Origin of the sequence: Aquimarina celericrescens, assembly GCF_042682765.1 — a bacterium.
GTDB lineage: Bacteria > Bacteroidota > Bacteroidia > Flavobacteriales > Flavobacteriaceae > Aquimarina > Aquimarina celericrescens.
In genome coordinates this window covers 156,666-170,739 of the sequence record NZ_JBHUHY010000003.1, presented here as the reverse complement: position 1 = coordinate 170,739, position 14,074 = coordinate 156,666, and the positions used below count along the sequence as shown (strand labels likewise).

Here is a 14,074-nt window from a genome sequence, read left to right as displayed (position 1 = left end):
TTTCAGGTAATTTATATTTTGATTTGGCTCGTTTTGCCGGTATGCCATAGAATTATACACGACATAATATATCTCCCGCCCGTCTCAACGTATCATCAGTCTTGGCAAAACAAAATCGAAGCACCTTATTATCTTGCCGATTCAAATTAAAAACCGATACAGGAATCGAAGCAATGTTATGTTCTTTGGTTAACCTTTCGGCGAAAGCTACGTCTCCTTCATTGGTAATTTCAGCATAATTCAACAACTGGAAATAAGTGCCAGCAGCTGGTGTAAAGGTAAAACGGGAATCCTTAATACAGGACAAGAACAAATCACGCTTTTCCTGATAAAAATTAGATAATGACAGATAGTTTTCTGGAGTTTTTAGATATTCAGCAAGCGCATATTGCATAGGATGATTGCTGCAAAAGACATTAAACTGATGTACTTTTCTAAATTCTGCCATTAATTCTTTAGGCGCCAGGCAATACCCCATTTTCCATCCTGTGGTATGAAATGTTTTCCCAAAAGAAGCTGTAATAAAAGCACGTTCTACTAACCCTGGGAACCTCGCAGCACTTTGATGTTCTACATTATCAAAGATAATATGTTCATACACTTCGTCACTCAACAAAATAATGTCGGTATCCTTCAATAATGTTTCTAATTGCAGCATATCTTCTTTAGAGAAAACTGAGCCACTGGGATTGTGAGGAGTGTTGATAATTACCATTTTGGTTTTGGGCGTGATTTTTTCCTGAACTTCTTTCCAGTTGACTGTAAAATCAGCAGTTTTAAGCTGTATCGGAACGATCGTTCCTCCAAATAATTCGACAGAAGGTTCATAACAATCATAGGCCGGTTTAAAGATAATTACTTCGTCACCTGGATGAATACATGTTGCAATAATTGTAAAAATAGCCTGTGTAGCACCAGAGGTGATGGTTACTTCAGTTTCTGGATGATAGTCTGAAGCATGAATTGAATTCGTTTTTTCGGCAATAATGTCTCTAAGCGATAACAGACCTGGCATTGGCGCGTATTGATTATACCCCTTATGCATGGCATAAGTTACCAAATTGATCAATTCTGGACTGGCTTCAAAGTTGGGGAATCCCTGTGACAGGTTCATAGCATTGTATTCATTTGCCATTTTACTCATCACTGTAAATATGGTAGTAGAAACCTCTGGAAGTTTAGAATTGATATTTTGCATGGCTTAAAATTAGGATATTTATAAAAAACGGCATCATTTTTTGTTTAAAGTTACCTGCTGATTTCAAACGATTTCGCATTAAATAATAAACAAACCGGTTTCTCTTTTTTAAATTCATTATAAATACGAGATAAACAGATCAAAATGTTGGTAAAAAGTTACATGAGCCTTACTTTTGTTCTGCAAAATTTTAAACATTTTAAATAATGGGTGGATTGATAAAATCTTCAATAGCTAGAAAAGTTGCCATGGCACTTTCGGGACTTTTCTTAGTATTTTTCTTATTACAGCACTTTAGTATCAATTTTACATCAGTTTTTAGCCCCGATTTATTTAATGAGATATCTCATTTTATGGGTACAAATCCTGTGGTTCAGTTTTTACTGCAGCCTATTCTAATATTTGCTGTTGTGTTTCATTTTGTAATGGGATTTGTATTAGAAGTTCAGAATAACAAGGCACGAGCAGTCAAGTATGCAAAATATAAAGGCAGCGCTAATGCTCCTTGGGTATCAAGAAATATGATATACTCAGGTTTGGTAGTCTTGGCTTTTCTTGGGTTACATTTTTACGATTTTTGGGTTCCGGAGATAGTATATAAATACGTTGAAACGAATCCAGAGGTTCCTACGAGATATTATGAAGAGTTGGTGCACAAATTTGAAAACCCTGTGCGTACATGGTTATATGTACTTTCCTTTGTGTTTTTAGCATTACACTTATGGCATGGCTTTGCTTCATCATTCCAGTCTGTAGGGTTTAATAATAAATATTCGGTGGGAGCAACGAAATTTGCCAAAGCATTTGCAGTAATCATTCCTTTGGGTTTTGTTTTTATTGCAATTGTTCATCATTTTAATCATTAAAATACCACATATTATGTCAATTTTAGATTCTAAAATACCTGAAGGGCCACTGGCAGATAAGTGGACAAAACATAAAAATACAATCAATCTTGTGAATCCAGCCAACAAACGAAACATCGATGTTATCGTTGTGGGAACTGGATTGGCAGGAGGTAGCGCAGCAGCAACATTGGCAGAGCTTGGATATAATGTAAAAACATTTTGTTATCAGGATTCTCCACGTAGAGCACATTCTATTGCAGCGCAAGGAGGAATCAATGCTTCTAAAAACTATCAAGGAGATGGTGATTCTGATTATCGTCTATTCTACGATACCGTTAAAGGAGGAGATTATAGATCCCGTGAGGCAAATGTGTACCGTTTGGCTGAGGTTTCTGGTAACATTATAGATCAATGTGTAGCTCAAGGAGTTCCTTTTGCTCGCGAATACGGAGGATTACTTGATAATCGTTCGTTTGGGGGAGTATTAGTATCCAGAACTTTTTATGCAAAAGGACAAACAGGACAGCAATTATTGCTGGGAGCTTATTCTGCAATGAACCGCCAGATCAATCGCGGGAAAATACAAGCTTTTAATCGTCATGAAATGTTGGATTTGGTAAAGATTGACGGGAAAGCACGTGGAATTATAGCTCGTGATCTGGTTACGGGTGAAATTGAAAGACATTCTGCTCATGCGGTCGTGTTGGCTACTGGTGGTTATGGAAATGTATTTTTCTTAAGTACCAATGCTATGGGGAGTAATGTAATGGCAGCCTGGAGAGCACACCGAAGAGGAGCTTTCTTTGCGAATCCATGTTTCACTCAGATTCACCCTACTTGTATTCCTGTCTCTGGAGAAAGCCAGTCGAAACTAACGTTGATGTCTGAGTCCCTAAGAAACGATGGTCGTATTTGGGTACCAAAAAGGAAAGAAGATGCAGAAGCTATACGTGCTGGTAAATTGAAACCAACGCAGTTATCAGAAGAAGAGAGAGATTATTACTTAGAACGTCGTTATCCTGCTTTTGGTAACCTAGTGCCTCGTGATGTTGCGTCAAGAGCAGCAAAAGAAAGATGTGATGCCGGTTTTGGAGTCAATAAAACAGGCGAAGCAGTATATTTAGATTTTGCTGCGGCCATAGAGCGCTACGGAAAAGAAAAGGCATTAACTTCTGGCATCCAGAACCCAACCAAAGAACAAATTACCAAGTTAGGAGAAGAGGTTGTAGAGGCTAAGTATGGTAACCTGTTTCAGATGTATGAAAAGATCGTAGATGAGAATCCGTACAAAACTCCTATGATGATTTATCCTGCAGTACATTATACTATGGGTGGACTATGGGTAGACTATAATCTACAAACAACAGTTCCGGGGTGCTATGCTGCCGGTGAAGCTAATTTCTCTGATCACGGTGCTAACCGATTGGGTGCTTCTGCTTTGATGCAAGGTCTTGCAGATGGATATTTTGTACTTCCATATACGATAGGAGATTACCTGGCAAATGACATTCGTACCGGAGAGATTCCTACAGACACCCCTGAGTTCGAACAGGCAGAAAAAGAGGCAAAAGAGCGAATCGAGAAGTTAATGAATGCTTCGGGAATTAATTCTGTTGATTATTATCATAAGAAATTAGGTAAAATCATGTGGAATAAATGCGGAATGTCTCGTAATGAAAAGGAATTGAAAGAGGCAATCGAAGAAATTGCAGCTTTAAGAGAAGATTTCTGGAAAAATGTCAAAATTCCGGGTGATGCTAATGGCGTTAACCAAGAGTTAGAAAAAGCAGGAAGAGTTGCTGATTTCTTAGAACTTGGAGAGTTATTTGCTAAAGATGCATTAACAAGAAATGAATCTTGTGGTGGACATTTTAGAGAAGAATACCAGACCAAAGATGGTGAGGCATTGCGAGACGATGAAAACTTTAAGTTTGTGTCTGCCTGGGAATACAAAGGTGAGCCAAAAGATGCAGTGCTGCATAAAGAGCAATTGGTATATGAAAACATTGAATTAAAAACACGTAGTTATAAATAGTTGATGGTCGATAGTTGATAGTTTACAAGGATCCATGAGATTTTGAACTAGCAACGCAACCGACAACTAAAAACTAAAATATATGAATCTTACACTAAAAATATGGCGTCAAAAAGATGCTGAGTCAAAAGGGAAGATGGTAGATTACCCTATTTCTGGAATTGAGGGAGATATGTCTTTTTTAGAAATGTTAGACGTGTTAAACGAAGAGCTGATCAGTAAAGGAGAGGAACCTGTTGTATTTGACCATGACTGTAGAGAAGGGATTTGTGGTTCTTGTTCATTGCAAATTAATGGAGAGCCCCATGGGCCTGATCGCCTGGTTACTACTTGTCAATTACATATGCGTAAATTTAATGACGGAGATACTATTTATATTGAGCCATTCAGGGCGAAAGCTTTTCCGGTAGTTAAAGATTTAATGATTGACAGGAGTGCCTTTGATAGAATCCAACAAGTTGGAGGATATATTTCTGTAAATACTTCGGGAAATACAATTGATGCTAACGCGATTCCTATTCGTAAAGAAGACGCAGATGAGGCAATGGATGCGGCAACTTGTATTGGTTGTGGAGCCTGTGTTGCAGCTTGTAAAAACGCCTCGGCCATGTTATTTACATCAGCAAAGGTATCTCAGTTTGCCTTATTACCTCAAGGTAAGGTAGAGGCTACAGAGCGTGTTATGGCTATGGTAAATCAAATGGACGCAGAAGGTTTTGGTAACTGTACCAATACCGGTGCCTGTGAGATTGAATGTCCTAAGGGAATATCTCTAGAGAACATTGCACGTATGAATCGTGAATATTTAAAAGCTGGCTTGAAAGGATAAATATCAAGTTTTTCAATAGTATAAAAACCGAAGTATTGATACACTTCGGTTTTTCTAGTTATAATTTGTGAATAAACTTGTAATTCAAACTTTCAACAATTTGTCTTGATTCAATAATTTTCCCTTTAGAGGGAGTTTCAAAATCATAATCAGGCGCCGGCAATCCCATTTGCTTGCAAACCTTACTATAGTATACAGCTTTTTCTGGATGATCAGGATAGGATGCATTAAAAACATGAGCCCAGCTTTTTGTTTCAATGATTTTTTTGATAATACCAATACAGTCGGTGAGATGAATAAGATTTACAGGTGCTTCTGGATTTTTGATATTATTTCGCTTAGACAACATGGTTGCTGGATGCCTGTTGGGACCAAATAATCCTGCAAAGCGAAGAACGGTAGTTTTAAATTTTTTTTGATTTTGTAGTAATTGTTCTACTTCCATTAGCTGTTTTCCGGCATTAGAAGTAGCATTAGGCAACATTTCTTCTGAAATTAAAGGAAATCCTTCCAGATCAACAAAAACCGACGTAGAGCTTACAAAAATCACTTTTTTTATTATTGAATTTTCGATATATGGAATAAGTTTTTCTATTTTGGCTACAAAATTAACCTCTGGATTGCGTCGAACTCCTGGTGGAATATTAATGATCAAGGTATCACTTTCAGACAAAAAAGAGTCTACGTTTCCTAATGGTCCCTCTTCGGTTACAACAATTTGGTAGGCGATTATACCATTTTCAGAAAGATTTTTTAATTTATTCTTAGAAGTTGTAGATCCTTTTATCGTATAATTATCTTCAAGAAAAGCTTTGGCCAAAGGTAGTCCTAACCATCCAGTGCCTAGAATGCTAATTGGTTTATTCATTAATAGTTGTGGTTTCAAAGGATGTTGTATCTGTCACTTTTTCCTGATATTTTTGCAAAACAAAACTTTTTTTAACGATAACAGCGTCATTTACAACAAAAGGTCTGGGTATCATCTTCTCATCCCTTTTAGGAATAGAGAAATGTTTACTTTTTAATAGGTCATATGAGGATTCATACATAACAAATTTAGGTAGAGAATCCTTATGCAACTTCATGCGTAGCTCTAAAGGCTCATTATCTGTAGTTAGATAGGTAAGCAAGTTTTGGTTCCACCTTTTGGTGTAGGCATTATATAGATTGCCGTCCTTATGTTTAAAATTTGTAGCGGTCTCCCCGTTTACTTCTAATTGATCAAAATTAAATAAGGTCTCTGTATACAGATCAATTCTATTAATTTCTCTTTGCGGTACAACACAGAGATCAATATATCTTGAATTATTAATTATAGTATCATTACTCCATTCTATTTTTGGTTGTTTTATATCTTTAACAGGGGCCTGATTGGCATAGGTATATGACTTTCCGTATTTACTTTGTAATGTATAAGCAAATGTCTTACCAGACCTGTTTTTGGATATTTCAGCATTATAAGCCGCCACAATATTTTCCTTTTTGTCAATATAATTTTGAGACCAGGGATCAAGTATTTTATCGTAAGTGGCCCAAATTGCTTTATTTTGATCTGTATCTAGAATATACACCAAACTATTTGGTTTCTGTCTTTTTTTGGTAAAATCTGATTTTGCATGCGCCGAAACGAGGAAAACTAATGTAAGTACTAAAGCGATGTTTCCCAATAAGTTTTTTCTCTTATAAAAACCAAATACTGGTAATAAAGCTCCGAATAGTAGTACTGATAATACCGCTGAAACGAAAAGTATTTTAAGACCTAATGCTACAGGAAAAGAAGTAATAAAAGGAGATAAAATAAAAATACCAGGTAACCCCAAAAAGGTCATGAGATAAGGATTTGGTTTTTTTTGCCGAATTAATACAAACAAAGAAAGTAATCCAAAAAACAATATGATAATAAAATAACTAGCTCCTTTTAAGTATAAAGCAGCCAGAATTGAAATCATGAGCCACATGAACAGGGGTGCAATTAGAAGGCTAGGCAAATTTTCACTTTTTTCAAACCTCGCATAAACTTTTAAACAAATGGCAAATGATAACATTATGAAAGTAGTAATATACTCATAGCCATTATAGGTGAACCCTTGTTGGATTTCATTATATTGAGGATAAATGATTTTAAGAAGTTCCCATAAACCAAAGGTTAGAAACCCTGCCAGATTTATAGCAAGTAAGAAAACTCCAAAACCTTTAATGACTTGCTTAAAATCAATTCGATAAGCAGTTCTTCCATAAAGTAGGAGACCTATAAATAAAATAGTCGCAATAATGAGTAAGGGAAATATCCAACTAAATGGATATTTAAACAGCTTAAAAATTGGAGTACTGAAGTAAATGTAATCTCGATCCGATTTCAGATCTGCAAGATCTACCTCAGAAAAGTAGGAGAGCAGCGGCATCAGGTAGCTTCCTTGATGTTGTAATGTCTTAAGGTCTAAATTTTGCCAGGTATCGTTTGCAGTGTGGTAATCAAAATGATCATCAATAAAAGCAAAATTAAAGCCCTCGATATTTCCTTGTTCTCTAAATACGGTAAGATCAGTATCATTAGGAAGCATTTTATAGATACTGTAAGCTAAAGAATTAGTGTTGGGATATGGTACCCTTGCGTTAACAAATTCGTTGATCATTTTTCCATTCTTGCCATTCGTTTCTATAAACATGTATGAATTGCCACCACTTCCTCTAGCTTCAAAATTAAGTGCTAAGCCTACGTTTTTAGCAAAAGGATGCTTTTTTATAAAAAAATCCGCTCCGTTAAGCCCTAATTCTTCACCATCGGTAATCAAAATAATGATATCATTCTTTGGTGTTTTATGGGTTGCTAAATATGCTCTTATCCCTTCTAAAATAGTTGCAACGCCACTGCCCGCATCACTAGCACCAAAAGAAGAATGAGGTGAACTGTCATAGTGAGACATTAATACCAAAGACTTTCTGGATGTACTTCCTTTAATTAAGGAGATGATGTTTTCTGGTTGACTTACTCTTCCTGCTTTAGAGATAGAGGTGCCTTTCTGGATTTGTGGTTCCAGCCCCATTTTTTTTAACTCATCTACGATGTACTTTTGTACTTTTTTATGGGCCGTGCTACCCAAATAATGGGGCTCTTTGGAAATATTTTTTACATGTTCTAATGCACGTAAGGTAGAAAACTCTTGAGCAGGCGTATCAAGATCACTAATTCGATGTGATTTGGTGCTGTAAAAAGTATAGAATAAGAAGAAAATTATGAGGAGAAATGTTAGTAATGAGGGAAACTTTCGCATATATGTGTATTGGTTTAGGATAAAGGTAAGAAATAAGCCACAATTATTAAATCTATCCTAACCGAAATGAATTTTCTTTGCCAAACCTTTTACAAATCTTTTGATCGGAAGAAAATAATTATGAGTGTCGTAAAAATTCTATAAAGCAAAAAGCTTCCTTGAATAAGTTATTGAAATTCACTATATTTAAGATTCACTAAATCAATACATATTATGGGAATAATGAGTTTTCAGGGGGCTCGCTCTAAGACGAAGAAGCAGGATGAGACTCCTATTAAGGTTTCAGATTACATGACAAGAGATTTGATTACATTTACTCCTAACCAATCGGTAATGGAAGTCATTGAGGCGTTGGTAAAGCATAAAATATCTGGCGGTCCGGTAGTAGATCATAGCAATAAGTTGTTAGGAATTATCTCTGAAGGAGATTGTATAAAACAACTTAATGAAAGTCGATATTACAATATGCCAATAGACGATGCCACAGTTGAGAAATTCATGGTGAAGGATGTTGAGACCATCGATGGTAATCTCAATATTTTTGATGCTGCAAATAAGTTTTTACAGACCAAAAGAAGACGTTTTCCCATCATTGAAGATGGCAAGCTTGTAGGTCAGATTAGTCAAAAGGATGTCATGAAAGCAGCTTTAAAAATGAAAGGCCAAAATTGGTATGGTAAATAACGATAGAAATAGTATTAATACAAAAAGAAACGTATGATGCTCATAGATTCATACTTTTTTTTATTTCAATTTCTTTTCACAAGGGCATAGAAGTCATTTTCTAGCGGTAAATATCCCTGATCGTATATAAAATAATAGATATTCCCAGTTTTGGTAGTATATATACTGGTAAAATGTTGAAAATCGAATCCTTTTGCGATAAGCTTTGTTTTGGTAGTTTTGGTTTTATCCTTTGGGTTTAATTCTTCAAGAATACGGTAATTCTTACGCAGCAAATTGTTGATGTTTCGGACCAGATTTTTACTGTCTTTATTTAGTTGATTATTGAAAGCATTGCGACAATAATCACTACAAAATTTTTTATCTACCCGCCCAATAATTTTGTTACCACAAACAGGACACTCTTTTTGCATAAAAATGTGTATTTAGATTCGAATATACAATAAATATCCGTTTACAAACGATTAAAGATAGATTAGAAGAAAATATCTTGTGCCAACCTAAAGGTATTAGCATGAGCATCTACAATAGTTTTGATGTCTGGCGAATATCCACCGCCCATAGAGCACATTACTGGAATTTTCTGATCTTTACATGTTTGTAGTACAAACCGATCCCGCTCTTTACAACCAGATACGGTACAGCCTAATTTTCCTAATTTATCAGTGCTTAGGATATCAACACCACATAGATAATAGACAAAATCGGGTTGTTGATCTTCGATAAGCCTGGGAAGTGTATTTTTTAATATTTTTAGATATTCCTGATCATTAGTTTGGTTTGGCAGTTCAATATCCAGATCTGATGTTTCTTTCTTGAAAGGGTAATTGTTGGCTCCATGCATAGAAAAAGTGAAGACTGCAGGATCATTCTCAAATATTTCAGCAGTTCCATTACCCTGATGCACGTCCAGATCTACGATGAGAACCTTACCGGCCAATTTTTTTGCGAATAGATAGCGAGCTCCAATGGCCTGATCATTAAGTAGACAAAATGCTTCACCCCGATTAGTATATGCATGATGCGTACCCCCGGCAATATTCATGGCTATACCATATTTTAGCGCATATTCTGAGGCCTTTATAGTTCCGTCGGCAATAATAACTTCACGATCAATCAATTGTTTAGACAAAGGGAATCCAATTTTTCGAGCAGCTTTTTTTTCTAGAGAAAGATGGGTAAGACTATTATAATATTCCTTGGTATGTACTGCCAGAATATAGCTTGTATCAGGGATACGAGGAGTAAAGAAATTTTCATCTGTGCAAGTACCCTCATGCATGAGTTGTTGCGGCAGTAGTTCATATTTGATCATCGGAAATCTATGGCCTTTTGGCAAAGGATGCGCATAGATTTCATGATGGGCTATTTTGAGCATCTCAATTAACTAATAATTGAACCAGAATTCACGCCCTCTTCATCCGGATTTAAAAAGACCAGTTTGCCTTCTGGTGTTTCTGTCATAAGGATCATGCCTTCGCTTTCTACACCGCGTAGTTTTCGCGGAGCAAGATTAACTAAGACAGTTACTTTTTTGCCTATTACTTCTTCTGGAGCAAAATGTTCTGCAATACCTGAAACGATCGTTCTGATATTGATTCCCGTATCTACTTTAAGCACCAATAGTTTTTTGGCTTTCGGCATTTTTTCTGCTTCAATGATCGTCCCCACACGAATATCAAGCTTGGTAAAATCTTCAAAACTTGCGGTTTCTTTTTGTGGATCTATAGTTTTGTTTTCGGCCTCATTAGCTTTTTTGGTAGCTTCCAACTTATCTAATTGTTTTTGAATTTCAGCATCTTCTATTTTAGAGAACAATAATTCTCCTTTTTCGATTTGATGTCCTGCCGGAAGTAATACTTCTTTATTAGCAATATCATTCCATTTTGTCTCAACTGAGCTTGACTTGATCGACAGGCTATTTTTCAGCTTTTCTGAGGTAAATGGTAAAAACGGCTCTGATAGGGTAGCCAAAGCAGCAGCGATTTGCAAAGCCACATACAAAACAGTATTTGTACGTTCTTCGTCGGTTTTTATGGTTTTCCAGGGTTCTTCGTCTGCCAGGTACTTATTTCCTAACCGAGCAACATTTAGTAATTCCTGGCTTGCTTCTCTAAATCTGTATCGCTCGATAGCACTAGAAATGACTGCCGGGTATGCTTTAAGTTCTGTCAAGGTCTTTTTATCTATTTCAGATAAGTTACCTGGAGTAGGTACAACACCGTTATAATATTTATGAGTAAGTACCACAACTCTATTAATAAAATTACCAAAGATAGCAACCAACTCATTATTATTGCGTGCCTGAAAATCTTTCCATGTAAAATCATTATCCTTGGTTTCTGGGGCATTGGCTGTAAGAACATAGCGCAAAACATCTTGCTTTTTGGGAAAATCTTCCAGGTATTCATGTAACCAAACCGCCCAGTTTTTTGAGGTGGATAATTTATTACCTTCGAGGTTGAGAAACTCATTGGCTGGTACGTTTTCCGGCAAGATATAACTTCCTTCAGCCTTTAGCATACTTGGGAAGATGATACAATGAAAGACTATATTATCTTTACCTATAAAGTGTATCAATTTGGTGTTTTCGTCCTTCCAATAGGGTTTCCAGTCTTTTCCTTCTCTTGCTGCCCATTCTTTGGTTGAAGAAATATATCCAATAGGCGCATCAAACCAGACATACAAGACTTTTCCTTCTGCTCCTTCTACAGGAACGGGAATTCCCCAATCTAAATCTCTTGTTACTGCTCGTGGGCGTAATCCATCATCCACCCACGATTTGATCTGACCATAGACATTAGTTTTCCAGTCTTTTTTATGTCCTTTAAGCACCCATTCTCTTAAAAAATCCTCGTATTGGTCCAAAGGTAAAAACCAGTGTTTTGTTTGTTTAAGAGTAGGCTCTGCCCCTGAAATTGTAGATTTAGGATGTATTAGATCTGTGGCATTAAGTGAGCTACCGCATTTTTCACATTGATCGCCGTAGGCTTCTTCATTTCCACACTTAGGACAAGTACCTACTACAAATCGATCAGCAAGAAATTGCTCAGCTTCCGGATCATATAATTGTTCTGAGGTTTCCTCGATAAACTTACCGTCTTCATAGAGTTTTTTAAAAAACTCTGAGGCAGTCTCGTGATGAATAGGAGCAGAGGTTCTTGAATAATTATCAAAAGAAATTCCGAAGTCCTCAAACGACTTTTTGATAATCGTATGATACTTATCAATAATTACTTGCGGTGATACTCCTTCTTTTTTTGCACGCATAGGGATCGCAGCACCATGCTCATCACTTCCACAGATAAAAGCAACATCATTACCAATGATTCTAAGATAACGTGAATAAATATCTGCTGGAACATAAACTCCGGCCAAATGACCTATGTGTATAGGACCATTGGTATAAGGCAATGCCGCTGTAATTGTATATCTCCCCTTTGTGCTCATAACTTCTAAAAATAAGGCACAAAGGTAATAAAAACAGCTACAAAACATAACCACTAGTTCACCCAAATATTTTAAGGTTGTCTAGTGGTTATATGATTAACTAATCTAAGAGATTATAATTGATTTGCTGTAATCGCCATTATTGGTTTTGATCTGATACACATAAGGCCCTGTACTTAACCGGGTGTTCGCAGAATCTTTTACATTAATGACCATATTTACTCCTTCCATCAACATTTCGTTTGCCAAAGTGGCTACTTTTTGGCCGACAATATTATATAAAGAAACGTCAATATGTGTTGTTTGCGGAGTAACAATGTTGATAAAAGTCTGGCTATCGCTATAGGTTGGGATATGACTTAAACTTTCTCCATCACTAGGAATATTGGAGGTTGTGCCAGAACAGTTAAATCCTAAATCAAGAGATTCAAAAGGACCCCCATCTGTATCTAATAGTGACCTGCCTACTAATCCTTCGTCTACACATAACCAATCTTTCATTACGGTAGCATATACCTGTCTGAAATCTACGGTATTGGTAACATTTCCACCACGTGTTAAATTATTTAAATCAGGATGCTCACCTACAAAACCACTTCCGTTAAGAGCAGGTCCAAAAAACATAGTGGGTGCTGCAGTACCGTGGTCGGTTCCCAAAGAACCATTTTCCCTAAATCTTCTGCCAAACTCAGACATGGTCATGGTGAGTACTCTACCAGCCCAATCCTCAGATTGGTCTGCTGCCAGATCTTTGTAAAATGTGCTTACGGCTTCAGAAAAAGAAGTGAGCAATTGCTGGTGTCTTTGTATTTGGTTATTATGCGTATCAAATCCTCCTAAGGTCACTAAATATACTTTGGTGCCTAAACCACCTCTTATTAATCGAGAGATAATACGAAATTGTCTTCCTAAACTATCATCTTGATAACTACTATCGGTATATTCTGGAGATCTCTCATAGGCAGCACTAATCACCTCGGCATAATCGAAGGTAGTATTGGTTGCTTCTCTTAAGAATCTAAGTTTCTCTCCGTACGTACAGTTTTCATCGACTCCGTCAAGGTTATAGAACGTTTCGTTTTCTATGATTTGTAATAATCTCCTGGGATCGGAAACGGCAAAAGAATAATCACTTTCTGGTCCTTTAAAGATTAAATTACCAATACTCCCGATCTGAAGAGAAGGAGGACTTGGTGGCGGATTAAAGAAGTAGTCTGGATAAATTTCCCCAAAATATCTTCCCATAAAACCAGTACGGTCGTCTTCCTGAAGATTGGTATTGGCATAAATATCGGATCCCTTGAAATGTGACAACGAAGAATTTTCGTATCCCACACCATGAACAACCTTCATTTGTCCTTCACCCCAAACACTTTCCAGCTTATTCATGGGTTTGGGCATAGCATAATCATCGCTAAGATTAATAAATTCACTTGGAGGTATTCGTATTAAAGGTCTTGCATTGGCATAAACATCATAGTCGTATACAGGTATAATCGTATTGAAACCATCATTACCACCCTGTAATCTCACAAGAACAAGAATATTTTCATTAGTAGATTGACTAAGTGCAATCGACAAAGGAGAAGGTCTTGATACAGATAATGGTGTATTTGCCAACATCATAGATCCACCTCCTACAAGACCTAGTGCTTGTAGAAAGGATCTTCTGTTCCACGTTTTATGCTCATCGGTATTACAATTACCGTTTTTATCTAGTTTTATATTATGATTGTGATTTGTTTCGCACATAGCAGT

General features: G+C 36.6%; 11 protein-coding genes. 4 read left to right on the top strand and 7 right to left on the bottom strand.

Features of this window, described 5'->3' with window-relative positions:
* Window positions 1–52 precede the first annotated feature (52 nt).
* Window positions 53–1,198, bottom strand: coding sequence for a methionine aminotransferase (locus ACFSJT_RS04635; RefSeq protein WP_378319052.1), 1,146 nt, complete (start codon window positions 1,196–1,198; stop codon window positions 53–55).
* A gap of 206 nt (window positions 1,199–1,404) precedes the next feature.
* Between ACFSJT_RS04635 and ACFSJT_RS04630 the strand changes: the two genes are divergently transcribed.
* The 3 genes from ACFSJT_RS04630 to ACFSJT_RS04620 all read left to right on the top strand — a co-directional run bounded on the left by ACFSJT_RS04630 (window position 1,405) and on the right by ACFSJT_RS04620 (window position 4,910).
* Window positions 1,405–2,064: a succinate dehydrogenase cytochrome b subunit gene (locus tag ACFSJT_RS04630; RefSeq protein WP_378319051.1), complete on the top strand. Its 660-nt coding sequence runs from the start codon at window positions 1,405–1,407 to the stop codon at window positions 2,062–2,064.
* A gap of 13 nt (window positions 2,065–2,077) precedes the next feature.
* The gene (locus tag ACFSJT_RS04625; RefSeq protein ID WP_378319050.1) at window positions 2,078–4,081 is read left to right on the top strand and encodes a fumarate reductase/succinate dehydrogenase flavoprotein subunit; all 2,004 of its coding nucleotides are present in this window, start codon (window positions 2,078–2,080) and stop codon (window positions 4,079–4,081) included.
* An 82-nt stretch (window positions 4,082–4,163) separates the two neighbouring features.
* Window positions 4,164–4,910 carry a succinate dehydrogenase/fumarate reductase iron-sulfur subunit gene (locus ACFSJT_RS04620; protein ID WP_378319049.1) on the top strand — a complete coding sequence of 249 codons (747 nt, stop codon included), beginning with the start codon at window positions 4,164–4,166 and terminating at the stop codon, window positions 4,908–4,910.
* Window positions 4,911–4,968: 58 nt separating this feature from the next.
* Here ACFSJT_RS04620 and ACFSJT_RS04615 read toward each other — a convergent pair whose 3' ends face one another.
* Together ACFSJT_RS04615 and ACFSJT_RS04610 are read right to left on the bottom strand one after the other, a co-directional pair.
* A complete protein-coding gene (locus ACFSJT_RS04615; protein WP_378319048.1) occupies window positions 4,969–5,778 on the bottom strand; it encodes an NAD-dependent epimerase/dehydratase family protein in 810 nt (269 codons plus the stop codon).
* Window positions 5,771–8,182, bottom strand: coding sequence for a M28 family peptidase (locus tag ACFSJT_RS04610; protein WP_378319047.1), 2,412 nt, complete (start codon window positions 8,180–8,182; stop codon window positions 5,771–5,773). Before ACFSJT_RS04610 ends, ACFSJT_RS04615 begins: the two co-directional genes overlap by 8 nt.
* 213 nt (window positions 8,183–8,395) lie before the next feature.
* On the opposite strand from ACFSJT_RS04610, the gene ACFSJT_RS04605 reads away from it, so the two are divergent.
* Complete coding sequence (locus ACFSJT_RS04605) at window positions 8,396–8,866, top strand: CBS domain-containing protein (RefSeq protein ID WP_378319046.1); 471 nt, start codon at window positions 8,396–8,398, stop codon at window positions 8,864–8,866.
* 65 nt (window positions 8,867–8,931) lie between these two features.
* On the opposite strand, the gene ACFSJT_RS04600 is transcribed toward ACFSJT_RS04605, so the two are convergent.
* The 4 genes from ACFSJT_RS04600 to ACFSJT_RS04585 form a co-directional block, all read right to left on the bottom strand.
* Window positions 8,932–9,279 (bottom strand): DUF2116 family Zn-ribbon domain-containing protein, encoded by a 348-nt coding sequence (locus ACFSJT_RS04600; protein WP_378319045.1) that lies wholly within the window; start codon window positions 9,277–9,279, stop codon window positions 8,932–8,934.
* 62 nt (window positions 9,280–9,341) lie between these two features.
* Window positions 9,342–10,244, bottom strand: a complete 903-nt coding sequence (locus ACFSJT_RS04595; protein WP_378319043.1) for a histone deacetylase family protein — start codon at window positions 10,242–10,244, stop codon at window positions 9,342–9,344.
* A 5-nt stretch (window positions 10,245–10,249) separates the two neighbouring features.
* On the bottom strand, window positions 10,250–12,316 hold the full coding sequence (gene metG, locus ACFSJT_RS04590; protein WP_378319042.1) for a methionine--tRNA ligase: 2,067 nt from the start codon (window positions 12,314–12,316) through the stop codon (window positions 10,250–10,252).
* Between the two features lie 105 nt (window positions 12,317–12,421).
* On the bottom strand, window positions 12,422–14,068 hold the full coding sequence (locus ACFSJT_RS04585) for a DUF1501 domain-containing protein (RefSeq protein ID WP_378319041.1): 1,647 nt from the start codon (window positions 14,066–14,068) through the stop codon (window positions 12,422–12,424).
* Between the last annotated feature and the right edge of the window lie 6 nt (window positions 14,069–14,074).